This is a genomic window from Bacillus yunxiaonensis (assembly GCF_037104695.1).
GTDB lineage: Bacteria > Bacillota > Bacilli > Bacillales > Bacillaceae_G > Bacillus_A > Bacillus_A yunxiaonensis.
Window position 1 is genome coordinate 130,436 of sequence record NZ_JBAWSV010000003.1, and the last position, 24,842, is coordinate 155,277.

At 37.9% G+C, this 24,842-nt stretch carries 21 protein-coding genes; 16 read left to right on the plus strand and 5 right to left on the minus strand.

What is annotated here, in order from left to right; genetic code table 11:
- The first annotated feature begins 40 nt into the window (after positions 1-40).
- Genes WAX78_RS10030 through WAX78_RS10045 form a run of 4 tightly spaced genes read left to right on the plus strand, consistent with a single transcriptional unit; the run spans position 41 to position 3,401 of the window.
- The gene (locus tag WAX78_RS10030) at positions 41-943 is read left to right on the plus strand and encodes an ABC transporter ATP-binding protein (RefSeq protein WP_336482140.1); all 903 of its coding nucleotides are present in this window, start codon (positions 41-43) and stop codon (positions 941-943) included.
- Positions 940-1,674, plus strand: a complete 735-nt coding sequence (locus WAX78_RS10035) for an ABC transporter permease (protein WP_336482141.1) — start codon at positions 940-942, stop codon at positions 1,672-1,674. Before WAX78_RS10030 ends, WAX78_RS10035 begins: the two co-directional genes overlap by 4 nt.
- Complete coding sequence (locus WAX78_RS10040; RefSeq protein ID WP_336482142.1) at positions 1,675-2,802, plus strand: sensor histidine kinase; 1,128 nt, start codon at positions 1,675-1,677, stop codon at positions 2,800-2,802.
- Entirely contained in the window at positions 2,799-3,401 is a 603-nt protein-coding gene (locus tag WAX78_RS10045; RefSeq protein ID WP_336482143.1) for a response regulator transcription factor, read from the plus strand. The genes WAX78_RS10040 and WAX78_RS10045 overlap by 4 nt, the downstream gene beginning before the upstream one ends.
- Before the next feature lie 92 nt (positions 3,402-3,493).
- Here WAX78_RS10045 and WAX78_RS10050 read toward each other — a convergent pair whose 3' ends face one another.
- Complete coding sequence (locus tag WAX78_RS10050; protein WP_336482144.1) at positions 3,494-5,254, minus strand: M4 family metallopeptidase; 1,761 nt, start codon at positions 5,252-5,254, stop codon at positions 3,494-3,496.
- Between the two features lie 169 nt (positions 5,255-5,423).
- On the opposite strand from WAX78_RS10050, the gene WAX78_RS10055 reads away from it, so the two are divergent.
- Both WAX78_RS10055 and WAX78_RS10060 read left to right on the plus strand, forming a co-directional pair.
- On the plus strand, positions 5,424-6,281 hold the full coding sequence (locus WAX78_RS10055) for a helix-turn-helix domain-containing protein (RefSeq protein ID WP_336482145.1): 858 nt from the start codon (positions 5,424-5,426) through the stop codon (positions 6,279-6,281).
- A gap of 97 nt (positions 6,282-6,378) precedes the next feature.
- Positions 6,379-6,525, plus strand: a complete 147-nt coding sequence (locus WAX78_RS10060; RefSeq protein ID WP_336482146.1) for a quorum-sensing peptide PapR — start codon at positions 6,379-6,381, stop codon at positions 6,523-6,525.
- Positions 6,526-6,576: 51 nt separating this feature from the next.
- Here WAX78_RS10060 and WAX78_RS10065 read toward each other — a convergent pair whose 3' ends face one another.
- The 3 genes from WAX78_RS10065 to cls all read right to left on the minus strand — a co-directional run bounded on the left by WAX78_RS10065 (position 6,577) and on the right by cls (position 11,521).
- Positions 6,577-9,267: a DUF4084 domain-containing protein gene (locus WAX78_RS10065; protein WP_336482147.1), complete on the minus strand. Its 2,691-nt coding sequence runs from the start codon at positions 9,265-9,267 to the stop codon at positions 6,577-6,579.
- Between the two features lie 84 nt (positions 9,268-9,351).
- A complete protein-coding gene (gene uvsE, locus WAX78_RS10070) occupies positions 9,352-10,305 on the minus strand; it encodes a UV DNA damage repair endonuclease UvsE (RefSeq protein ID WP_336482507.1) in 954 nt (317 codons plus the stop codon).
- 22 nt (positions 10,306-10,327) lie between these two features.
- Positions 10,328-11,521 (minus strand): cardiolipin synthase, encoded by a 1,194-nt coding sequence (cls, locus tag WAX78_RS10075; RefSeq protein WP_336482148.1) that lies wholly within the window; start codon positions 11,519-11,521, stop codon positions 10,328-10,330.
- 620 nt (positions 11,522-12,141) lie between these two features.
- Here cls and WAX78_RS10080 point away from each other — a divergent pair.
- From WAX78_RS10080 to pyrG, 10 genes are all read left to right on the plus strand, one after another.
- On the plus strand, positions 12,142-13,533 hold the full coding sequence (locus WAX78_RS10080; protein WP_336482149.1) for a PepSY-associated TM helix domain-containing protein: 1,392 nt from the start codon (positions 12,142-12,144) through the stop codon (positions 13,531-13,533).
- A gap of 49 nt (positions 13,534-13,582) precedes the next feature.
- Positions 13,583-13,717, plus strand: coding sequence for a hypothetical protein (locus WAX78_RS10085; RefSeq protein ID WP_336482150.1), 135 nt, complete (start codon positions 13,583-13,585; stop codon positions 13,715-13,717).
- Positions 13,718-14,356: 639 nt separating this feature from the next.
- Positions 14,357-16,465, plus strand: a complete 2,109-nt coding sequence (locus tag WAX78_RS10090; protein WP_336482151.1) for a (Fe-S)-binding protein — start codon at positions 14,357-14,359, stop codon at positions 16,463-16,465.
- Positions 16,466-16,573: 108 nt separating this feature from the next.
- Positions 16,574-17,770, plus strand: a complete 1,197-nt coding sequence (locus WAX78_RS10095) for an acetyl-CoA C-acetyltransferase (RefSeq protein ID WP_336482152.1) — start codon at positions 16,574-16,576, stop codon at positions 17,768-17,770.
- Between the two features lie 17 nt (positions 17,771-17,787).
- Complete coding sequence (locus WAX78_RS10100; RefSeq protein ID WP_336482153.1) at positions 17,788-18,639, plus strand: 3-hydroxybutyryl-CoA dehydrogenase; 852 nt, start codon at positions 17,788-17,790, stop codon at positions 18,637-18,639.
- 90 nt (positions 18,640-18,729) lie between these two features.
- Positions 18,730-19,860, plus strand: a complete 1,131-nt coding sequence (locus WAX78_RS10105; protein WP_336482154.1) for an acyl-CoA dehydrogenase — start codon at positions 18,730-18,732, stop codon at positions 19,858-19,860.
- 14 nt (positions 19,861-19,874) lie between these two features.
- Positions 19,875-21,014, plus strand: a complete 1,140-nt coding sequence (locus tag WAX78_RS10110) for an acyl-CoA dehydrogenase (protein WP_336482155.1) — start codon at positions 19,875-19,877, stop codon at positions 21,012-21,014.
- 69 nt (positions 21,015-21,083) lie between these two features.
- Positions 21,084-21,725 (plus strand): TetR/AcrR family transcriptional regulator, encoded by a 642-nt coding sequence (locus WAX78_RS10115; RefSeq protein ID WP_336482156.1) that lies wholly within the window; start codon positions 21,084-21,086, stop codon positions 21,723-21,725.
- A gap of 149 nt (positions 21,726-21,874) precedes the next feature.
- A complete protein-coding gene (rpoE, locus tag WAX78_RS10120; RefSeq protein WP_336482157.1) occupies positions 21,875-22,399 on the plus strand; it encodes a DNA-directed RNA polymerase subunit delta in 525 nt (174 codons plus the stop codon).
- A gap of 256 nt (positions 22,400-22,655) precedes the next feature.
- The gene (gene pyrG / locus WAX78_RS10125; protein WP_336482158.1) at positions 22,656-24,263 is read left to right on the plus strand and encodes a CTP synthase; all 1,608 of its coding nucleotides are present in this window, start codon (positions 22,656-22,658) and stop codon (positions 24,261-24,263) included.
- 37 nt (positions 24,264-24,300) lie between these two features.
- On the opposite strand, the gene WAX78_RS10130 is transcribed toward pyrG, so the two are convergent.
- Positions 24,301-24,828: a DUF2529 domain-containing protein gene (locus tag WAX78_RS10130; protein WP_336482159.1), complete on the minus strand. Its 528-nt coding sequence runs from the start codon at positions 24,826-24,828 to the stop codon at positions 24,301-24,303.
- Positions 24,829-24,842: the final 14 nt, after the last annotated feature.

Consider the following 24,842-nt stretch of genomic DNA (forward strand, 5'->3'; position numbering starts at 1 on the left):
TTTATACAATATAAATATAAGTAACGACGGAGGTGGAGAAATGGAACAAGTAATTGAAGTAAATGGTGTTTCAAAAACATTTAAACATAAAAAAGCAGTAAATAACGTTTCATTTACAGTAGAGAAGGGGAAAATTGTTGCATTACTTGGACCAAACGGGGCTGGGAAAACAACGACGATTTCGATGATGCTTGGGTTAAGGGATCCTTCGGAGGGGAATATTTCTATATTTGGCAAGAGCCCAAAGCATCGGGATGTTCGCAATCGCCTTGGGGCAATGCTGCAAGAGGTGAGCGTAATTGATAGTATCTCTGTGGAAGAGGCAATTGATTTGTTTCGTAGTTATTATACGAATGCACTTGCAAAAGAAACACTGCTTCAGCTATCAAATTTAGAGTCAGAAAGAAAGCAAAGATGTGAAAAGTTATCTGGCGGTCAAAAAAGACGTTTGAATTTTGCACTCGCACTTGCTGGAAATCCAGAATTACTATTTTTAGATGAACCAACAGTAGGGATGGACATCATGTCTAGAAAAAACTTTTGGGATACAATTCGAAAGTTAGCAGATGAAGGAAAAACGATTATTTTAACAACACATTATTTAGAAGAAGCAGATGCACTAGCAGATCGAATTTTATTATTTGCAAATGGAAAAGTAATTGCTGATGGAACACCAGATGAGATGAAAGCAACAATTTCTCAAAAAACAATTTCATTTTATGCAAAAGAGGAAATGCCGACAAGTCTGCTTCGTAGTTTACCTCATGTTACAAGTGTCCAGTGGCATGAAAAACGTGTGGTGCTGACAACAGATGATACGGATGCTACGCTCCGAGACATTTTCAAGAAGAACTTACCAGTCATGGATATTGCTGTTGAGCGTGGCAGCTTGGATGAAGCTTTTGAACAGTTTGTTGCAAATCAGAAGGAGGGAATTGCATGAGAGCGTTTTGGATGCAATGTAAAATAGAAATATTACGTACGTTTCGCAATAAATTATTTATCTTTTTCTCGTTATTAATGCCAGTTATGTTTTATTACATTTTTACAAATGTCGTGTCAGTGCCGGACAACGGAGGTGCATGGAAAGCGCACTATTTAATTTCAATGGCTACGTTTAGTATTGTAGGAACAGCACTTTTTAGTTTTGGCGTTCGTCTTTCACAAGAAAAAGGGCAAGGATGGACACAGCTTTTACAAATTACACCGCTGCCAGAAGGGGCGTATTTATCGGCAAAAATTGTTTCGCAAACGCTTGTAAATGCTTTTTCAATCTTAGTTATTTTTATCGCGGGAATATTAATTAATGATGTACAGTTAACGATTGGACAGTGGATTGGCGCTGGATTATGGTTGTTAATTGGTGTTACGCCATTTTTAGCGCTTGGAACGGTAATTGGTTCGATTAAGAAAGCTGATGCGGCTGCGGGGCTAGCAAATATTTTAAATATGTGTTTAGCCATTCTAGGTGGATTATGGATGCCAATTGAAGTATTACCAAAGGTGTTAAGAAGTATTGGGGAATGGACACCGACATATCGTTTTGGAAGCGGGGCTTGGGATATTGTTGCCGGTAAGACAATTGGCTGGGAGAATATTGCAATATTAGGAGGTTATTTTATCGCTTTTGTTGTAATATCAATATATATAAGAAAGAGACAGGAAGCGGTATAAATGATCGAAAAGAAACAGTTTGAATTCTTTCCAAAACATATGGGCTTGTTCCCTTATATATGGCTCGTGTACTTGTTGTTTCCTCTTTATTACTTGATGGAGCAATCAGGTTGGAAATTGATAGTAGGAGGCGGGATGCTTGTACTCTTTGTTATTGCATACCGCCAGCTTTACTTTGTGCCAAAGAACTTTGTTATGTGGGCTTGTATTCAACTTGTAATTACATTCTTATTTAGTACGTTTTATAACCCATATATGATTTTCTTTGGATTTTATACAGCAAACGCAATGGGCTTTGCACCGACAAAAAAACAATTTCGCTTGTTATTTTTCCTTTTAATCGTAATGATTGGTTCTTTTATGTTGGTGAACATGCGCGAGTTTACAAACACGTCTTCTATAACTGCAATCCCGATGTTTATTTTAATGATTGTTACGCCATTTGCCATGCGGAATTTTAATCAAAAAAAGGTATTAAGAACACAATTAAGTGAAGCGAATGAACAAATTCGTGATTTAGTGAAGAGAGAAGAACGCCAGCGCATTGCAAGAGATTTACATGATACGTTAGGACATACGTTATCACTTATTACATTAAAAAGTCAGCTTGTTGAAAAGCTTATTGTGAAAAATCCAGAACGAGCTTGTCTAGAGGCAAAGGAAATTACGCAAACATCAAGAAACGCGTTAAAACAATTACGGGAATTAATTTCTGATATGCGTATGATTACAGTGGAAGAAGAGCTAGAACAGGTGAAGGTAATTCTCCAAGCAGCCAATATATCATTAGAAGTGAAGCAGGAGATAAGTACGAATGTACTATCTCCGCTAGAGCAAAACATTGTAGGAATGTGTTTACGTGAAGCGGTAACAAATGTTGTTAAGCATAGTAAGGCAACGGCGTGCGTGATTACATTACTTGAAGCACAAGGGAAATTGATTTTACAAGTAAAGGATAATGGAATCGGACTACAAAAAAATCATGATGGGAATGGTATTCTTGGGATGAGGGAACGACTGGCTCTTATTGATGGAGTACTTGAGCTAGACGCTATTCATGATGGGACGATGTTAACAATACATGTACCAATTGTTATAAGAACGGGTAAAGATGAGGTGAGGGCATGATTCGAATCATCATTGCAGAAGATCAGCGTATGCTTCGCGGAGCATTAGGAGCTTTGCTTGATTTAGAAGATGATATTGAGGTTGTTGGGCAGGCAGAAAATGGAGAAGAAGCTTTGAAGCTGATTGAAACATTGCAGCCAGATGTTAGTATTATGGACATTGAAATGCCGATTCAGAGCGGATTAGATGTGGCTGAAACGTTACGAAAGCAACAGTCACAGTGCAGAGTTATGATTTTAACAACGTTTGCCCGTCCTGGTTATTTCGAGCGAGCGATGAAAGCAAATGTGCATGGGTATTTATTAAAAGATAGTCCAAGTGAAGATCTTGCAGCAGCAATTCGGAATGTAATGAATGGAAAACGAGAAATTTCTCCTGAGCTCATGTTTGGGCTTTGGCAAGAACAAAATCCGTTAACAGATAGGGAAAAAGAGGTTCTCTTGTTAGCGAAAGAAGGAAAAACGGCAAATGAAATTGCAAAAACACTATACTTGTCATCTGGAACAGTTCGAAACTATATTTCTGATGTGTTAACGAAATTAAATGCCAAAAATCGGATTGAGGCCATTACAATTGCTGAAGAAAAAGGTTGGATATAAAGTGAAACTTCCGTCAGTGGGGGGCTTACTGCCCGCGAATAGCGGGATGAAAAAAAGATGTTTACCAATGTGAATCGGTAAACATCTTTTTTTTAGTTTCCTTTTTGTACTTCAATTACTTTATTTGTTTGTGGTAATGCTTTGTAACCGTGAGCTAGAAATGCTTTGTCAACTTCTTTTGCAACTGTGCTACCATATAAATCTTTTGCAGCTTGTACAATGTGCGAGTGAAGAGAATCGAAATCTTCTGCTGATGTTGCATAGTTTTGCAATGCGCGCATAACAATTTTACTTATTTTATCGTTACCTTGTTTTGCGACGGTTACACCGTTATATGTTTTTCCTTCTGCTAATTGATAAAGAACGTGGCTAATAATACCGGAGTTTACGTGAGATTCTTGGCTATTTCCATCTTTATAAAAGTCTTGTAAATTTGTGTATAGTTTTTGACCACCATCACCAATTTCATTCGGAATATCACGAATTGTTAGGCCACCTAGTGTGTCACCCATAATCCAATTTCCTTTGTCTTTTTTTACATAAAACTCTATTTGCGTTCCCCAGAAATCAGCAAGACCTTCGTTTAATGCGTTTGTTTCATCGCTTGGATATTTTACAACGTTATTTTTTGTTGTTCCGCTAAATACGGCGTGTCCAAATTCGTGTGCTGTTACATCGATAGCGGATGTCAATTTTCCATTTAAGCCATCACCAAACACCATTTGGTTCCAGGCTGGGTGCCAAAATGCGTTTACATAGTCTGTTTTTACACCATCACTTACCTCTGTAGAATCGAATCCGTGCACACTTGCAACAATTTTTGTATTTTTATTATCATAGCTTTTTAGATTGTGCTGTGTTTTAAAGTAATCATAAATGGCACTCAGGTTTTTCATAACACCAGCGGCTTCTTTATCAGCAAATGTAGTCGTCTTACTAGAAACTAGTGTACCGGGATAACCTGCTTGACTATCCCCGCCTTTTGAATCTGCATAGTTCGCATCATAAATATAAATACCGTTACCGCGCGTTAAATCAGCTAAATAAAATTTCCCATCAGATCCTTTCGCAATATTAAATAATACATTTTCTAGTAGTGCGTTTACGCCAGTTCCTTGTTCTTTTGCTAGGAATAACTGTGGAGTAGCGGCTTGTTTAACAGGTTGCTGCTCTTTATTTTTTATCATTTTTTCTTGGAATAACATTTCGCCATGGATTAAATCAATAATTGCGTGACCACTAATGATTTGATCATTATTTTCGTATGTAAATGTAATAACATCTGCATATGTGTAGCTGCCGTCTTGTTTTTTATAAATAACAGTTTCGCTAGCGAATTCTTTTTCTAATGCATCGTTTGGAATTTGGAGAGTGTTTCGTAAGGAAGATTTTACTTCATTTTTCGACAAAAAATTTGTTATAGTAAGATTAGGTTGTTTTTCTAAATTTTGGACAACTTTACCACTGACAGTTGTAATGACTCCATTTTTATCTACTTTTACAATGAGGTCTTGTCCATATACTTTGTAACTTTTATATGTTTGAGTAAGACGTACTTCTGTTTGATTTTCTTTTGTTTCTTTGTTTGTAAGTTGGAAATCAACACTTTTTTCAGTGGTAACTTGTTCTTGCTGTGCTTTAGCACCTTGTACTTCACCTTTTAAGTACTTTTTTGCGATATTTTCTTTCGTATCGTTTTGAGGTTCTGTTAATTTTCCGATTGTTAGACCGGGCTGAGCAACTTCAACTTGTACTTGATTTTTATCAATTTCTTGAGCATGAATTGCTTCAGTTGATAATGGACAGAGCAGGCCGAAAGCAAGAAGGGCACTAGTAATTTTTTTGTAATTCATCTCTAACACTCCTAATCTAGTATTTGTATGAGATGAATTGTAAGGGGAATTTGCCGAATTTTGTATAAATTATGCAATATTTCATACCGGAAATTGTCGAAATGGCATTATTGTAGTGGTATGACCTATTTTAAAAATAGATTGTTATAAAACAGGATGGTGAGCTAACATGCATGCACAAAAACTGGGAGCCGAAATTAAAAAGATTAGAATGATGAGAGGTTTAACACAAAAGCAGTTAGCTGATAACATATGTCATCAATCGGAAGTAAGTAGAATTGAATCGGGGGTAGTATATCCAAGCATGGACATACTTCAGGGAATTGCAGCGAAGTTACAAGTACCTATCATTCATTTTTATGAAGTACTCGCTTATTCTGATATTGAACGAAAAAAACAATTTAAAGATCAAATTCAAATGTTATGCAAAAAAAAGAAATACGAAGAAATTTATAAGAAGGTATGGGATGAACTAAAGAAAGAGGAAGATCATCCAGAATTTCAACAGTTTCTTCTTTGGCACTATCACTTATCGGCGTATGTGTTAAAAAAGGTGAATTATGAATACTGCATTTTGGAATTAAAAAAATTAATACATAAGCAGTTGATAGGTATAGATGTATTTCAAAATTTATATATAGAAAATTCAATTGCAAGTATTTATGCGGAAAATAAATATTTCCAAAAAAGTATTAAACTTTATCAACATATTTTAAAACAGCTGGAGTCGTTACATAGTAACGAGGAATTTGCTATAAAAGTTGGCTATAATTATGCGAAGGCATTGTATTTAGATGAACAGTATAAGAAAGCGCTTCACCAAGTTGAAAAAGCAATTGAAACATCATGCCGCACTAGTAACATGACACTTATCGGTCAGCTATACTATCAAAAAGGAGAATGCCTTGAAAAACTAGGGGACTCGGAAAATGAGAGTAGGGTAGCTTATGAAAAAGCTCTTTTCTTTTTTGAACTCTTAGATTTACACACTTATAAAGACATTCTTCTAAAAAAGATGGATATGTGAAAAGGATGAAACGGAATAGTATCGAATATGCATAATTGCATTTTATAAGGATAATTTCCTATGTTATATTAAAATAAAAAGATATGGGGATGGAATTATGAAAAAAATTCTTATTGGTAGTTTATTGACGTTAGCAATGTTAGCGGGTATTTCGTTTGGAGATGCGTTAGTAGATCAAAATCAAGCAGTAACAAATCATGGTGAAGTAGTACAGTTAGCTTCTGACTTACCATTTGAACATTAAAATAAAAAGAAACAATCGTCTTGGTTAGACGATTGTTTCTTTTTAAGTAGATTAGATTTTTTGAATTTGTATTTCTTTTTGTAACAATCTCCATACTTCTTCGGCATAGACAGGTTTGCTAATTAAGAATCCTTGAATTTGGTCGCACTGTTTATCACCTAAAAATGACCATTGCTCGGTGGTCTCTACTCCTTCAGCGATTACGGTTAATTGTAAATTCTTTGCTAGTGTAATAATTGAAGACGTAATTGCTTCTTCAAGTGGATTATTTTCAATTTCTTTAATAAATTCACGTGCAATTTTCAATGTATGAATTGGATATTTTGTTAAATAAGATAGTGAGCTGTATCCAGTGCCAAAATCATCAATTGAAATTTTAACACCTAGTTGATGCATTTGTTCCAACTTTTTAATTACCGTTTGTTCTTTATTAATCGCAATACTTTCTGTAATTTCTAAATCGAGTGCCTCTGGAGGCAATTGTGTTTCCTTCAGAACTTGAGAGATTGTTGAGATTAAATCTTCATGATTAAACTGAGCGGGCGATAAATTGACACCTACTTTTAGATGAGAAAATCCGTTTTGATGCCATTCTTTTGCTTGTTTACAAGCGGTGCGCAGAACCCATTCCCCGAGACGAATAATAAATCCAGTTTCCTCAGCGATTGGAATGAACTGTGCGGGGGAAACGATACCGAGTTTTGGATGTTTCCACCGAATGAGTGCTTCAAATCCAATGGTTTCTTTTGACTTTGTATTTACTTGTGGTTGATATTGTAAGTAAAACTCATTATGCTCTAATGCTTTAATAAGTTCACTTTCAAGAAAGTGTGCCTCATGTTCAACAATACTCATTTCCTTTGAGAAGAAGATGAATTTGTTTTTTCCAGCTGCTTTTGCACGGTACATAGCCATATCAGCATGTTTCATCAATTCCGTGGCATTTGTTCCATCAAATGGATAAACTGCAATACCGATACTTGGTGTTATTGTGAGTTCATATTCTTTAATAGAAATCGGTTTGTTTAATTCTTGTAACAAGCGATTTGCTATAAGAGAAGTTCCTTGTTTTGAGAAAGTATCTGGTAAGAAGATTGTAAATTCATCTCCCCCTTGACGAGCAACAACATCTTTTGGTCGTAAACAGCTTTGAAGTCGATTGGCTACTTCAATTAATAGCAAGTCACCCACGTCGTGACCGAGTCGATCGTTAATTTTTTTAAATCGATCTAAGTCTAAAAACAAGACAGAAACAGTTGTATCTCGTTTATGTGCATCTTGCAATGCTACTAATAATTCCTCTTCAAACTTCCTGCGGTTCGGAAGTCCAGTTAGCGCATCATGAAATGCCATGTGTTCGACTTGTTGTTGCTTTATTTTCAGCTCTGTAACATCACGAGCAATACCAAACATACCAATAATTTTTTCTTCAACAGTTGTTGGTATTAATGTGATATGCAAATGATGATATATCCCCATTTTTGTGTGTGTTCGTACTTCAAATGCTTGGGGGAGTCCCTCTTTTGCAATGTGTAGGGCAGTCTGTGCTTCAAAACGATCTTCATCTACAATGAAATGTAAGAAAGAATGCCCAATAAATTCGTTATAGTAAGATTCGAATAAGTTTGTACAGGCCCAGTTTGCATGTTGAAAATTCCCGTCCATATCGAGTGAGAAAACAGCATCTGGATGTTCTTCAAATAACGATTTATATTGCTGTTCGCTTTTGGAAAGAGCTTGAATACCTTCTTTTACTTTTATTTCTAATTGCTCGTTTAAACTTTGATATGTATATAACAATTGTTTATTTTCTTTCCACATAAGCATTTGCCGAAAGAACAATAATGTGAGAGGAATAGCTAATCCTATGAATAGGTCTTTTCCTTTCACAGCATTGGATAACATAAAAAATAGGATTACAAGAATGCTTATATAAGGAAGAAAGAAACGGGCATAATTGAATCGATTGTATTTCTGGTTGTTTATTTGTAGTGCTTTGTCCTTTTGCTTATATAGGAGGCTAGATAATCCAATTAATAAAAGAGAAGTAGTGTGAACAAAGTAAGTTAACTCAGGTGAAAGATAAACTCCCCTAACCTTTTGATACAAATATACATATTCGTATACGAGGGTGATAAGAAACGCCCCGATTAAAGTCTTTCTAGTAACTGTGTATCGCTGTTCGCTTCTGCATAAGCTGATTACGGCATATACAACGAGAGATTGCGCCATGAAATAAAAGGTTATCATCCCCATATTTAGGGACAACTCATTTATAGTTTCGAGATCCAGTATAACGCTAAACATAAGGTAGATGGTCATTATGATAATAAACACACTATCAAATAAAAATTGCAAAAATGTAGTTACTGGTTGTTTATGTATAATTTCATAGCTGAAAGCGATAAATAATAAAGCATATTGCAAAAGGAAAAAAGGTACAGCGTCATAGAAAAATACTTCTTGTTTATAAATAGATAAAGCTTTCAAAAATAAAACAATTTCCATTATGAAACCGGATATACATGTACATAAAATGAGTAACCAAAATATTTTTGTTGGTCTTTTACTAACATAAATTGCCCTTAATAGTCCCAAAAAGGAAATTATAGCAGCGACATTAAAAAAGAAAAGAATCCCGAATTCTTTGCTAGAAGTGTGTGAAGGAACTGCTAAAATCCATATGAGAAATACAAGAGTATAAATAGAAACAAAAGTGATATATTTTTTCTGCTGTCGCATGACATAACTCCGTTTCAATATAAGTGTTATATATAAATAATAACATATAATTTATTGAAGAGATTATGAAGATATTATAAATAATCACCATTCGAGTGTAGCGCTGTTCCGTCGTTTTATTCCTCTTATAGCTGAAAGATCCTCTACTAACTTGAAAAGTGCTAAATCTTTCTGTTTACTTTCAATCATAATATCGAAGTCTTGATTCAGTTCTTTTGCTGTAGATAGAAAGCTTTGAATAAATCGAACATCAATATAATCAGAATGTGCTCGGAATTCCTTTTCTGATTTTGGTGAAGAGATATGAACTTTTGGGACGGTATTTGTATGGTTCCACGTTGCAAAAATAGATGGAAGTAATACTTCTAATGAATCTTCACATGAATTTGCTACATGATGGTGATAATCAAAAACAAAAGGAATTTGTTCTCGTTTGCAAACAGTTAATGTTTCAGTCGCTGTATATGTTTTATCATCATTTTCAAGTGTCATTTGCTTTTTAATATGAGTAGGAAGCTTTTTGATATTCTCATGAAAACGCAGTAAAGCTTGTTCCTTATTTCCGTATGCTCCTCCAACATGAATGTTTATGTAAGAAGAATCTGCAATGTTCATTGCATCTAGTAAATTGTAGTGATACGTCATATCGTGAACGGCATTTGTTGTAATATGAGGCTTATCACTCGTAAATAATGTAAATTGATTTGGATGAAAACTTACGCGCAAATGATGTTTTTTGATAAGGTCCCCCATTTCTTTCCATAAGTTTTTAAACGTATAGATGTAATCGAATTTTACTTCAGGGTGTGTTGCCAATGGAACAATAGAAGAGGATAGACGATATAATTTAATTTCATGTGCGATATTGTAGTGCAAGATGCGTAATGTATGCAAAATATTTTGTTTTGTTACTTCATATAACTTTTCATCGCGTTCTTGCTTGTTCATTTGTTTCCATCTTGTAAATGTCATCGTTTTTGCAGGAGAACAGTCCCACAATGCAAGTGCATGTGAGACATAACCAAATCTTATTTTCATACGTATCTCGCCTTTCATGTATTTATAGAAAAAAGGAAAGGACTGTTCCAATCCATTCTTTTCCTTTGCTTAAAGGAGAGTGAGGAGAAACATCTTGAATTGAAAGTGAAACGGAAGCTTCTAAGTCCTGATTGATTTCTCTCTTCACTTGTTCTAAAAATGGTGAGCCATATAATATACAATTGATTTCATGGTTTAGATATAGGCTTCTCATGTCAAAATTCGCAGTTCCAATATCACAAATATAACCATCTATCATTACGATTTTGGCATGAAAAAATCCATCTTGAAATTCGTAAATATGACAGCCGGCTTTAATAAGCTTCCGGCAATACGGGAGTTTCGCTTCACGAACAAATGGATGATCAGCTTTTTTAGGTACGAGAATGGTAATACGAATGCCTCGTTTTTTTGCGCGTAGCAATGCATTCATTAACTTTTTCCCAGGGATAAAATAGGGCGTACCGATATACAACTCTTTTGTTGCACCTTCAATTAAATCGAGAAATGTTTGCTGTAAATAAGCACCGTCAGTTGGTACGAATTGATGAGAGGTTTCCCCCTTTTCTAGTATTGGAAAGTAATCATTTTCATGTAATAAGTCCTCATTTGTATCATCGCGCCAATCGTGTAGAAATTGCGTTTGTAAGTCTTGTACGCCTTCTCCAGTAAGACGTAAATGGTAATCCCGCCATGGACCGAGCGCAGTATTATGCCCTAGGTATTCTTCACCGATATTAAAGCCTCCGATATAGCCAATTTTCCCGTCAATAATCGTAATCTTTCTATGGTTCCGTTGATTAGCGGAAAAAAAGAGAAATGGGAGCCGGACTTTATGACAAAATGAGAAATGTATGCCGTGTTGTTTTAATTTGCGAATTGTTTGTTTTGATAAATGATGGCTGCCAATCCGATCAAGAAGAAGGCGCACTTCAATACCTTGTTGTGCTTTTTCCATTAGAAGCTGTAAAAATGTATGGCTAATCTCATCGTTTTTTACGATAAAAAATAAAATATGTACGTGATGCTTAGCCTGTTGTATATCAGTAAATAGCTCCTTATATAAGGTTTGGCCATATGTATAGAGTTTAAAGTTACTATGGCGCAAAGGAAATGAACGAGGTTTAAGTTGTTTTAAGTGAAGTTTTCTTCCATATATAAAGTCGAAAGTTGCCCACAGTAAGATAAGTACAAGGAAGAGAAATAAAAAGTTCATATATTCATTCCCTCCGCTATATTCATTTTTATTTCAACATTGGTGAGCTGTAAGAGTAGGGCTCATGTTGTTTTATAAATAGTACTTATATTGTAAGCAAAAGCATGGAAAGCGATTCTATTCTGGGAAGACTTTTTATTTTCATGAGCTGTAGGTGAAGAAGAGAAAGGAATTGTAAAAATGTCGGATGACACAAATTTGGTAAGTTGCTCACGAGAAAGGATTCCTTCTATGCTGTATTGCCATTATTAAAACTAACAAAACCCCAATTATTCCAGCAATTCGGTGAATCACTCTTGAAATTCGTAACATAAATTTATCCCCTCAATCAGATGTATACACCTAACTAAACCATTACTGTTTTTGATGGAAATATAAACCGTTTCAGGTGTTTTTTTTAAACAGGACATTTAAATTTAAATACAAACTTTTTTCTCAAAACTCTTACTTAGTATATGTTTCATTATTTCTTTTAGCTATGTAGAAGAATTGTAAATGAATTCAAGAAATTTTCACAAATCCCTCACACCTATTATATATATTAAAAATCGATTTAAAATTCTTGATGATATGTGTAAAGAGAAATAAGGACATGAAAGAAAATAGGGGGAGAACAAAGTATGCTTGCAGAACAACAAAAAGTAGACCACTCTGCAACAGAGAATGCAGATAAGTCAGAGGTTTCAAAGGCGCAATCCTTATATCGCGCTGTGTGGCGTTGGCATTTTTATGCCGGTATTATTTTTGCTCCATTTGTTATTTTATTGGCAATTACAGGTATCGTTTATTTGTTTAAACCGCAAATTGAGAATGTAATGTACAAAGATTATTACTATGTACAAGCAGGGCAAGAAAAGATGACAACCGAAAAACAAATAGAAGCTGTAAAAAAAGCTTATCCTGATGCTTCTATCACACGATATAAACCTTCTTTTGCAGCAGACCGTTCAGCAGAAATCGGCATCACTGATAAAGACAGAGCAATGACAGTATTTGTGAATCCCTACAATGGAAAAATCTTAGGAGACTTAAAGAATGACGAGAAATTCATGAATGAAGTGGAGCGCCTGCACGGTGAACTCATGATGGGGACAGCAGGAGACCGAATCGTAGAAATGGCTGCTTGTTGGGCAATGATTTTACTTATTACTGGATTATATTTATGGTGGCCACGCAATAGAAAATCCATCTTCGGTACGCTCATTCCGAGATTTTCTAAAGGAAAGCGTATTATGTTAAGGGATCTACATTCTGTTCCTGCTTTCTGGTTCTCTTTATTTGTCTCTATTTTTATACTAACAGGTCTTCCTTGGTCTGGATTATGGGGAGATTTCATTAACCGGATTGCAACAACTACACATACAGGATATCCAACTGGATTATGGGACGGTAATTTACCAAAGTCAACTGTTCCGTCTAAAGATGTAGCGAAAGTTCCTTGGGCTGCAGAAAATTTGCCGGTTCCAGAGTCTAAAGTAGATGTAGCTCCTCTTTCTGTGGAGCAAATCATGAAAATAGCAGATGAAAATAAAGTAGGGAAAGGATACTCTATTACCTTTCCAAAAGGAGAAAAAGGTGTATACACAGTAACTGTTTCTCCTGATAAACCAGAAGGACAAGCAACTTTGCATATTGACCAATATAACGGGAAAGTGCTGGCAGATTTGCGTTTTAAGGATTATGGAATTCTGGCTAAAGCAATTTCTATCGGAGTGGCATTACATGAAGGGCATTACTTTGGCCTAGCAAACCAATTGTTAGATCTCATTATCTGTCTTGGCTTAATTGGTATTTCTTTGACAGGTGTTATGATGTGGTGGAAACGTAAGCCATCTGGTACGTTGGGTGCTCCTTCTTTACCAAAAAACTTCAAATTAATGAAAGGTACAGCAGTTCTTATTATTGTACTAGGGATTGTGTTCCCGTTGGTGGGTGCTTCATTACTTGCTGCTCTTGCACTGGATTGGTTGGTAATAAAGAGACTACCGCCTGTGAAAAAATGGGTAGGATAATAAATTGTAGCGTACTGTTTTAGAGTACTTATAGAGTAAAGGGGACTATATGAAAAAGAAAATTTTATTCTATATAGCAGCTAGTGTTTTAGTAGCAATTGGTGTGTACTTGTTTATAGACCACAGCAATAAAACGCAGGAAACTAAAGATACATCTACACCACCTTGCCATATAAAGAAATAGAATGCAGGAATTACTTGTATCGAATGTCCGTAAAAGTTAAACTTTACGGACATTTTTATTACGTATGAAAATAAAAACACATTGAAAGCAATTATGAGAGAAGATTACACGAAAAGGAGTGTGAACGCGGAGAATCGGAAGGTGTTGCTTGTAGATTCTGAAGAACAAGCGCCTTAATGGTTAGATTTTCAAACAAGATAGAACCATTCGCATAACTACTATTTCGTATCTATGTTAAATTAACAAAACGAGTACTTGTCTTATCTAAATATAATCCAACAAATAATGGATATGTAGTAGTGGGACTAAATCATGTAACAGGAAACATACAACGACAAGCTCAATATACAAAGGGAAAGATAATAGGAATATTGATATTTTGTTATGCAACTACCTAAAATTGTGTCCTATAGCAGTGCTAATTCAATCTATTTTTCAACTACCCAAATTTGTGTCGTCCGACAGGAGAGAAGGGGATTGTAGAAAGGGTATAGACAAAATAAATTGTTGTATAACAAAAAACTGTTGACTGAATGCTCACTCATCATATAATGGAAATAGGGACTATAAATTCAGAAAATTATTTATTTTCGAAGATTCAAAAAAGGGGATATTACACGGAGAGGGGTTGGCAGAAACATGAATAGCTTATTAATTGTGAATTGGTTGGCGACAATCGCCATCATAGCGTATGCAGCATATTTATTTGTATATCTCATACGAACGCGGATTACCTACATACAATTAGGAAAGAAAGTAGAATTTGATCGCCGCTTCAAAGAAAGATGGGATCTTATTAAGGGGAATGTCTTTGGACAAAAGAAGCTTCTCAAAGATAAAAAGAGCGGTATCATGCATGTTATGTTTTTTTACGGATTTATTCTTGTCCAGTTTGGAGCAATTGACTTCATATGGAAAGGCTTAGCACCAGGATCACATCTTCCACTTGGACCACTATACTCTGCATTTACATTCTTTCAAGAAATCGTCACACTCATCATTTTAATTGCAGTCTTTTGGGCTTTTTATAGAAGGTATATTGAAAAACTTGTGCGCTTAAAACGCAATTTTAAAGCGGGACTTGTTTTAATTTTTATCGGTGGCTTAATGCTATCTGTTCTTCTCGGTAACGGAATGGGCATCATTTGGCATGGCGAGGAATTATCATGGAGTGAACCAATTGCTTCTGCAATCGCTTACTTATTCTCTGGAATTGGTGAAACAGCTGCGATTGTGGTGTTCTATTTTGCGTGGTGGCTGCATCTACTTATTTTGTTAACGTTTTTAGTTTATGTCCCACAATCGAAGCACGCGCATTTAATTGCAGGACCAGCAAACGTATATTTTAGCCGTTTAACAAACCCAGGGAAATTAGAAAAAATCGATTTTGAAGATGAAACACAAGAAACATTTGGTGTTGGAAAAATTGAAGATTTCAAACAAACGCAGCTTATTGATTTATACGCATGCGTAGAGTGCGGCCGCTGTACGAATATGTGCCCGGCAACAGGCACTGGTAAGATGCTATCACCGATGGATCTGATTTTAAAATTGCGTGATCATTTAACAGATAAAGGCGCAGCGGTGACATCGCGCGCACCATGGGTTCCAACTGTTGCATTTAATAATACAAAAGGTAATCAGTTAGCCATGATGGCGGCTGGAGATGGACAACATGAATCTGCAGCAACATTGGCATACAATCCAAGCTTAATTGGTGATGTCATTACGGAAACAGAAATTTGGGCTTGTACAACGTGTCGTAACTGTGAAGACCAATGTCCAGTTATGAATGAACATGTTGATAAAATTATTGATTTACGCCGCTACCTTGTTTTAACAGAAGGAAAAATGGACCCAGAGGCGCAGCGTGCTCTGACAAACATCGAGCGTCAAGGCAATCCTTGGGGGCTGAATCGTAAAGAGCGTGAAACTTGGCGCACGATGGAAGAAGAAGTTTCCATTCCAACTGTGAAAGAGAAAGCGAAAGCAGGGGAAGAGTTTGAATACTTATTCTGGGTAGGCTCTATGGGATCATATGATAACCGCAGCCAAAAAATTGCGTTATCGTTTGCGAAGCTGATGAACGAAGCTGGTATTTCCTTTGCCATCCTCGGAAATAAAGAGAAAAACTCAGGGGATACACCGCGCCGTCTTGGAAACGAATTTGTCTTCCAGGAGATGGCGAACAAGAATATTGAAGAGTTTGAGAAAGCGGGCGTCAAGAAAATCGTGACAATTGACCCGCACGCATATAACACATTTAAAAATGAGTATCCGGACTTTGGCTTACAAGCAGAAGTCTATCATCATACAGAATTGTTAGCACAGTGGGTGAAAGAAGGGCGCTTAAAACCAGTTCACCGCGTAGAAGAAACGATTACGTATCACGATTCTTGTTATTTAGGACGCTACAACGAAGTGTACGAAGCGCCGCGCAATATTTTAAAAGCGATTCCAGGCGTGAACCTCATTGAAATGGAGCGTAACCGCGAAACAGGAATGTGCTGCGGAGCGGGCGGCGGTCTGATGTGGATGGAAGAGACTGCTGGTTCTCGTATTAACGTTGCACGTACAGAGCAAGCACTTGCTACGTCACCGACGATCATCGGTACGGGTTGCCCGTATTGCTTAACGATGATCAGCGATGGTACGAAGGCAAAAGAAGTAGAAGAACGCGTACAAACCCTTGATATAACAGAGATTTTAGAGCGCTCTGTCATCGGGTCAAAGAAAGAAGCAATGTAACATGTAAGAATTCGTACAACTTTAGAAAAAAGGGGGTGCAAAGGTTGCACCTCTTTCTCACAACAGCTGCACTGAACGAGCGTTCAATCAACGCCGTAAAATGAAGAAATGGGGGAATATGTTTTGACAAGAACAGTAATTTTAAGTGCTGCAAGAACACCTGTTGGAAAGTTTGGGGGAGCTTTAAAGGATGTAAAGGCAACGGAGCTTGGAGGAATTGCAATTGGAGCGGCATTAGAGCGTGCGAATGTTGCAGCAAGTGATATTGAAGAAGTTGTATTTGGGGCGGTTATTCAAGGCGGACAGGGACAAATTCCATCACGCCAGGCGGCAAGAGAAGCAGGGATTCCATGGGAGACGCGCACAGAAACAGTCAATAAAGTATGTGCTTCTGGACTTCGTGCAGTAACATTAGCAGATCAAATTATTCGTGTCGGAGATCAATCGTTAATTGTAGCAGGCGGTATGGAATCGATGAGCAATAGTCCATATATTTTACGCGGTGCACGTTGGGGATATCGCATGGGACATAACGAGGTTGTTGACTTAAACGTGGCAGATGGTTTAACGTGCTCATTTTCTGGCGTGCATATGGGTGTGTACGGCGGAGATGTTGCGAAAGAAGATGGTATTTCTCGCGAAATGCAAGACGAGTGGGCATGCCGCAGTCATATGCGCGCAGTTGCATCACGTAAGGAAGGCCGATTTGAAGAAGAAATTGTACCTGTATCTGTGCCGCAGCGAAAAGGTGAGCCAATAGTTGTTGCTCACGACGAAGCGCCGCGCGAAGATACAACAGTTGAAAAACTAGCAAAATTAAAACCTGTATTTGATAAGGATGCAGCGGTTACTGCAGGAAATGCACCAGGTTTAAATGATGGCGCGGCAGCGCTCGTATTAATGAGTGAAGAGCGTGCGAAGCAAGAGGGAAGAAAGCCGCTTGCGACAATTTTAGGTCATACAGCGATTGCGGTTGAAGCGAAGGATTTCCCGAGAACACCAGGTTATGCCATTAACGAGCTATTAAAGAAAACGGGTAAGAAGGTAGAAGAGATTGACTTATTCGAGATTAATGAAGCATTTGCTGCTGTAGCAATTGCAAGTGCAAATATTGCAGGTATTGATCCAGAAAAGATTAACGTAAACGGTGGAGCAGTTGCGATGGGACATCCAATCGGAGCAAGCGGTGCGCGCATTATCGTTACTCTTATCCACGCGTTAAAGCAGCGCGGCGGCGGAATCGGGATTGCATCTATTTGCAGCGGCGGCGGTCAAGGCGACGCAATTATGATAGAGGTTCATTAAAAAAGGGGGCTATAAACATGACAGTACAAAGCATTGTTGTAATTGGTTCGGGGCAAATGGGATCTGGAATTGCACAAGTATGTGCGATGGCAGGTTATGACGTATATATGCAAGATTTAAAACAAGAGCAGTTAGACCGCGGTATGGGGATTATTGCGAAAAATTTATCTAGGCAAGTCGAGAAAGGCCGCATGAGCGAAGAGGATAAGCAGGCAACATTAAATCGTCTTACAGCAACACTTACACTCGATTGCGTGAAAGAAGCAGATCTTGTCATTGAAGCAGCTGTAGAGAAAATGGATATTAAAAAACAAATTTTTGCAAATTTAGATGAGTTAGCGCCTGAACATACGATTTTAGCAACAAATACATCTTCGCTGCCAATTACCGAAATCGCAGCTGTTACGAATCGTCCGGAAAAAGTTATCGGTATGCACTTTATGAATCCGGTTCCGGTTATGAAGCTTGTTGAGATTATTCGTGGTTTAGCAACAGAGGACGTTGTGTATGAAACGATTGAAGATATTACAAAAAAAATCGGCAAAGTTCCAGTTGAAGTAAATGACTTCCCAGGATTTGTTTCGAACCGCATTTTATTGCCAATGATTAACGAAGCAATTTATACGCTATATGAAGGTGTGGCAACGAAAGAAGCGATTGATGAAGTTATGAAGCTTGGCATGAATCATCCGATGGGACCGTTGACACTCGCTGATTTTATTGGCTTAGATACGTGTCTATACATTATGGAAGTACTGCACGAAGGATTAGGGGATAGCAAATATCGCCCATGTCCGTTACTTCGTAAATACGTGAACGCAGGCTGGTTAGGGCGCAAGACAGGACGCGGTTTTTACGTTTACGAATAATAATATACTCCGGTAGGGCACCTCTTTGCATGTACTAGCGGTCTTACCAAATAGTTGAATTACTATATAAAATAATTTGAGGTGGAGCATATGAACTTTCAATTTACAGAAGAGCAACAAATGATGCGTAAAATGGTTCGAGACTTCGCTCAAAAGGAAATTGCTCCCTTTGTTCCTACTATGGAACAAGGGGTGTTTCCTAGAGAGGTCTTAAAGAAAATGGGCGAGCTTGGACTGATGGGGATTCCGATCCCAGCGAAATACGGCGGAGCGGAAATGGACTTTATTTCATATATTTCAGCAATTAATGAACTTTCAAAAGTAAGCGCTACAATAGGTGTAATTTTAGCAGTACATACCTCTGTTGGAACGAATCCTATTTTATATTTTGGAACAGAGGAGCAAAAGCAAAAGTATATTCCGAAGTTAGCAGCTGGAGAATATTTAGGAGCATTTGCATTAACAGAGCCAGGTGCCGGATCAGATGCAGGAAGTTTGAAATCAAGGGCAGTTAGATGCGGTGATGAGTACGTAATTAATGGTTCAAAAGTATTTATCACAAACGGCGGCGAGGCAGATACATATATTGTCTTTGCTTCTACGAATCCGGATGCGGGTACACGCGGGATATCGGCATTTATTGTTGAGAAAGATACACCGGGTTTAATTGTTGGAAAAGATGAACACAAAATGGGGTTATTAGGTTCTCGTACAGTGCAATTAACGTTTGAAGATATGAAAGTTCCTGCTGAGAATTTGCTTGGCGAAGAGGGCCAAGGTTTTAAAGTGGCAATGGCAAATTTGGATGTTGGTCGCATCGGTATTGGGGCGCAGTCACTTGGCATCGCTGAAGCAGCGCTTGCATGTGCTACGGATTATGCGAAAGATCGTCATCAATTTGGGAAGCCGATTGCTGCGCAGCAAGGATTAGGCTTTAAGCTAGCGGATATGGCAACATCTGTTGAAGCAGCACGTCTACTCGTATACCGTGCAGCGTCATTAAGAGCACAAGGCTTACCGTGCGGGAAGGAAGCGTCAATTGCAAAATTATTTGCTTCCAAAACAGCAGTAGAAGTTGCAATTGAAGCTGTGCAGGTGCTTGGTGGTTATGGCTATACAAAAGAGTATCCTGCTGAGCGCTTCTTCCGCGATGCAAAAATATGTGAGATTTATGAAGGAACAAGTGAGATTCAGCGCTTAGTTATTAGCAGAGCGTTGTAAGGGGGGAAATAGAGATGCATTTTAAACTATCAGAAGAACACGAAATGATTCGGAAAATGGTTCGTGACTTTGCGCGAAATGAAGTGGCACCAACGGCAGCGGAGCGCGATGAGGAAGAACGTTTTGACCGCGCTTTATTTGATCAAATGGCGGAGCTTGGCTTAACTGGTATTCCATGGCCTGAAGAGTACGGCGGAATTGGAAGCGATTACTTAGCTTATGTGATTGCGGTAGAAGAGCTGTCACGTGTTTGTGCATCTACAGGTGTAACATTGTCGGCGCATACATCGCTTGCAGGATGGCCAATTTTTAAATTTGGTACAGAGGAGCAAAAGCAGAAATATTTACGCCCAATGGCAGAAGGAAAGAAAATTGGCGCTTACGGCTTAACGGAGCCAGGTTCAGGCTCTGATGCTGGTGGAATGAAAACGACAGCAAAGCGTGACGGTGATCATTATATTTTAAACGGTTCGAAAATTTTCATTACAAATGGCGGAATTGCAGATATTTATGTTGTGTTTGCACTGACAGATTCAGAATCTAAGCAGCGCGGCACGAGCGCATTTATTGTGGAAAGCAATGCGCCTGGATTTTCTGTTGGAAAGAAAGAGAGTAAGCTCGGTATTCGTTCTTCACCAACGACGGAGATTATATTTGAAGACTGTCGCATTCCTGCTGAGAACTTACTTGGCGAGGAAGGCCAAGGCTTTAAAATTGCGATGCAAACATTAGACGGCGGCCGTAATGGTATTGCCGCACAAGCAGTCGGCATCGCACAAGGCGCACTTGATGCTGCTGCTGATTATGCGAAGGAACGTCATCAATTTGGCAAGCCAATTGCCGCGCAACAAGGGATTGGCTTTAAACTAGCAGATATGGCGATTGGAGTAGAGGCGGCACGTTTGTTAACATATCAAGCTGCTTGGCTTGAATCGGAAGGGCTGCCGTACGGCAAAGAATCGGCAATGTCGAAATTGTTTGCGGGAGATACAGCGATGAAAGTGACAACCGATGCTGTGCAAGTATTCGGAGGATATGGTTATACGAAAGATTATCCAGTTGAGCGCTTTATGCGCGATGCGAAGATTACGCAAATTTATGAAGGAACACAAGAAATTCAACGCCTTGTTATCTCACGTATGTTAACGAAGTAGAATCTAGAAGAAGCGTAGGGAATTTCCTACGCTTCTTCCTGCAAAATGACAGGAAAAGGGGTGAAGGAGATGGTTAAGCACAATGTACAAGCGTCTGTGAAGGATGAAAGACTTATTGCACTTCGGCGTGAGCAAATGATTAAAGGTGCTGTGCAGCTCTTTAAGCAAAAAGGATTTCCGCGCACAACAACGAGAGAAATTGCGAAAGCAGCAGGCTTTAGCATTGGTACACTCTATGAATATATTCGAACGAAAGATGATGTGCTTTATTTAGTGTGTGATAGCATTTATGAGCATGTAAAAGAGCGCTTAGAGCAAGTGCTGTGCAGAGAAAAAGGCAGCGTTGATAGTTTAAAAACTGCGATTACAAATTATTTTAAAGTTATGGATGAGCTGCAAGAAGAGGTTCTTATTATGTATCAAGAAGTTCGTTTTTTGCCAAAAGAGTCGCTGCCTTACGTATTAGAGAAAGAATTTCAAATGGTAGGGATGTTTGAAGATATTTTGCAGCAATGTGTTCAAAATAAGGTATTTGCTTTAACACAAAAAGAGATTCAACTGCTTGCTCATAATATTTTTATTCAAGGACAAATGTGGGGATTTCGCCGCTGGGCGCTGCAAAAACTTTATACATTAGAAGAATATACAGAGATGCAAATTCGTTATGTATTAAACGGTGCTCATATGATTCAAAACGAAAAAGGACAATAACGCTGCAATATGTAGGGGAATCACTTTACGATTCCCCATTTTTTTGTGGCATATTTGGTGAAGTTTTGTTTATAATGAATAGTATGGATTTTTTTAGAACAGGCCTTTATATAATTAGGATATATTTTAAGAAAGGAAGTGCCGCATAAGTGAGTTTAAAGCAATATTCACCAGAAGAGCTAAAAGAATTGTCCATGATCGAAGCTGTACATAGCTTGTTAGAGGAAAAAAAACAAGCAACAACTTTTCACGATCTAGTTCAAGAAATTGCTCAATTACTGGGACTGTCTGAAGAGCAAGTTGCTGCGAGAATCGCACAATTTTATACAGATTTAAATATCGATGGGCGCTTTATCAATCTCGGAGAAAATCGTTGGGGACTACGCGGATGGTATCCATATGAGCAAATTGATGAAGAAATCTTACCTCAACCGAAACCTAAGAAGAAACGTAAGGTAGAAGAGGACGAGCTAGATGACTACATCGATAATGAAGAGGACGACTTCGAAGAAGAGGCAGATGAAGACTTTGAAGAAGAAGAAGATGTAGATGATATTGATGAAATTCTGGATGAAGACGATGACGATCTTGAAGATCTAGAAGACGACGATGATTTCGCCGATGACGATGAGTTAGAATACGACGAATCAGACGAAGAAGAGGAAGAACAGTAGTCCTTGACTTTTTATTATCGTCCATGTAGAATCATTTTTGGGCTCTTTAAAAAAGACGATAATAACTTTTACGTGTAAATATAAAAGAAAATTGCTCCCTACTTATTACTTTCAGTGATAAAGGGAGCAATTTTCTTTTTTGTTTTTTGTTTAGAAAAACAAAAGAGTCTAACAATAAGATAAGGCAAGTGTTATCTACATACGTTGCGATTTGCAGCGATGATTATATAACAGCAAACTAGAAGGGAGTACTTTCATGACTAAGTATATTTTTGTCACAGGCGGTGTAGTATCTTCTTTAGGAAAAGGTATTACAGCAGCATCTTTAGGAAGACTTTTAAAAAACAGAGGACTAAGCGTAACAACCCAAAAGTTTGATCCATACATTAACGTAGACCCAGGGACAATGAGCCCATACCAACACGGTGAGGTTTTCGTAACAGATGATGGTGCAGAAACAGACTTAGACCTTGGTCACTATGAGCGTTTCATCGATATTAACTTAAATAAATACAGCAGCGTAACAACAGGTAAAATTTACTCTTCTGTTCTTCAAAAAGAGCGTCGCGGTGAATATTTAGGGGGAACAGTTCAAGTTATTCCTCACATTACGAACGAAATTAAAGAACGCGTATTCCGTGCGGGTCGTGAAACAAATGCAGACGTTATCATTACAGAAATCGGCGGAACTGTTGGTGACATTGAGTCTCTACCATTCTTAGAAGCAATTCGCCAAATTAAGAGCGATATTGGCCGTGACAATGTAATGTACATTCACTGTACGCTAATTCCGTACTTAAAAGCAGCGGGTGAAATGAAAACAAAACCAACGCAGCACAGCGTTAAAGAACTTCGCAGCTTAGGTATTCAGCCAAATATTATCGTTGTTCGTACAGAACTTCCTGTTTCTCAAGATATGAAAGATAAGCTTGCATTATTCTGCGACATCGATCCAAAAGCAGTAATTGAAGCGCGCGATGCCGATACATTATATACAGTTCCATTATCTCTTCAAGAGCAAAATATGGACCAAATCGTTTGCGATCACTTAAAACTAGACAATCCAGCTGCAGACATGACAGAGTGGAATGCATTAGTAGAAAAAGTACGCAACCTGTCTAAGAAAACAAAAATCGCTCTTGTTGGTAAATATGTAGAGCTTCAAGATGCATACATTTCTGTTGTAGAAGCACTTCGTCATGCAGGTTACAAATTTGATACAGATGTAGAAGTGAAATGGGTAAATGCTGAGCACGTAACAGCAGAAAACGTGAAAGAATTAGTTGGCGATACAGATGGTATCCTTGTACCAGGTGGTTTCGGTGACCGCGGCGTTGAAGGTAAAATCGCTGCAATTCAATATGCACGTGAAAACAAAGTTCCATTCTTAGGAATTTGCTTAGGTATGCAACTTGCGTCAATCGAGTTTGCACGTAACGTATTAGGATTAGAAGGTGCGAACTCTTCTGAAATCAATCCTGACACGCCTTACGCAATTATCGATTTATTACCAGAACAAAAAGATGTAGAAGATTTAGGCGGTACACTTCGTCTTGGTCTATACCCATGTAAGCTTACTCCAGAAACAAATGCTTACAATGCGTATAGTGAGCCAGTTGTTTATGAACGTCACCGTCATCGCTATGAGTTCAATAATCAATTCCGTCAAGACATGGAAAACGCTGGATTCATCTTCTCTGGTACAAGCCCAGACGGCCGTTTAGTAGAAATTATCGAATTAAAAGAGCATCCTTGGTTCGTGGCATCACAGTTCCACCCAGAATTTGTATCTCGTCCAAATCGTCCGCAACCATTGTTCCGTGACTTCGTACAAGCTTCTATTATTAATAAAGAAGGTAAGTAATAAGAAAAAGGCGTCCTATATCGGGCGCCTTTTTACGTTACTCATATTCATTCATAATGTCATCGATTGTAAATTTTAATCCATGATATGCAAATAAAGCTGTTATTAAACTTGGAAAGCCATAGCGAGAGCCATCGTCATCTGGAATTAATGCTTTTACAAGTTTTGCATCGATATGTGCATCGGTGAATTGTTCTAGCGACAATTCGCCTTCTTGTTTTGCGGAAATACCAACAATGAAATGACCGTTTTCTTGCAACTGTTTTGCTAATGAAATGATATCTTCATCTGTGGAAAAGCGGCTGATAAGTAGTATGCGGTCAGCGATGGTTACGTCTGCTTGTTTACCGTCTTCAAATAGACGTTTTGCATTTTGCATAGGCTCGGATCCATATAAAGCCTCACAAATTACACCTTCCATCTCTTTCGTACCATGCAAATAAATGTGGCCATCTCCAACTAATGCTTGTGCAAGTAAACGAGCGCTATCTTCTATATTCATCTCTTCTTTCTGAGCAATTCTTGTGAAATAGCCACCTAGCTGAGTGGAAAAAATTTTAAACATGAGGATGCTCCTTT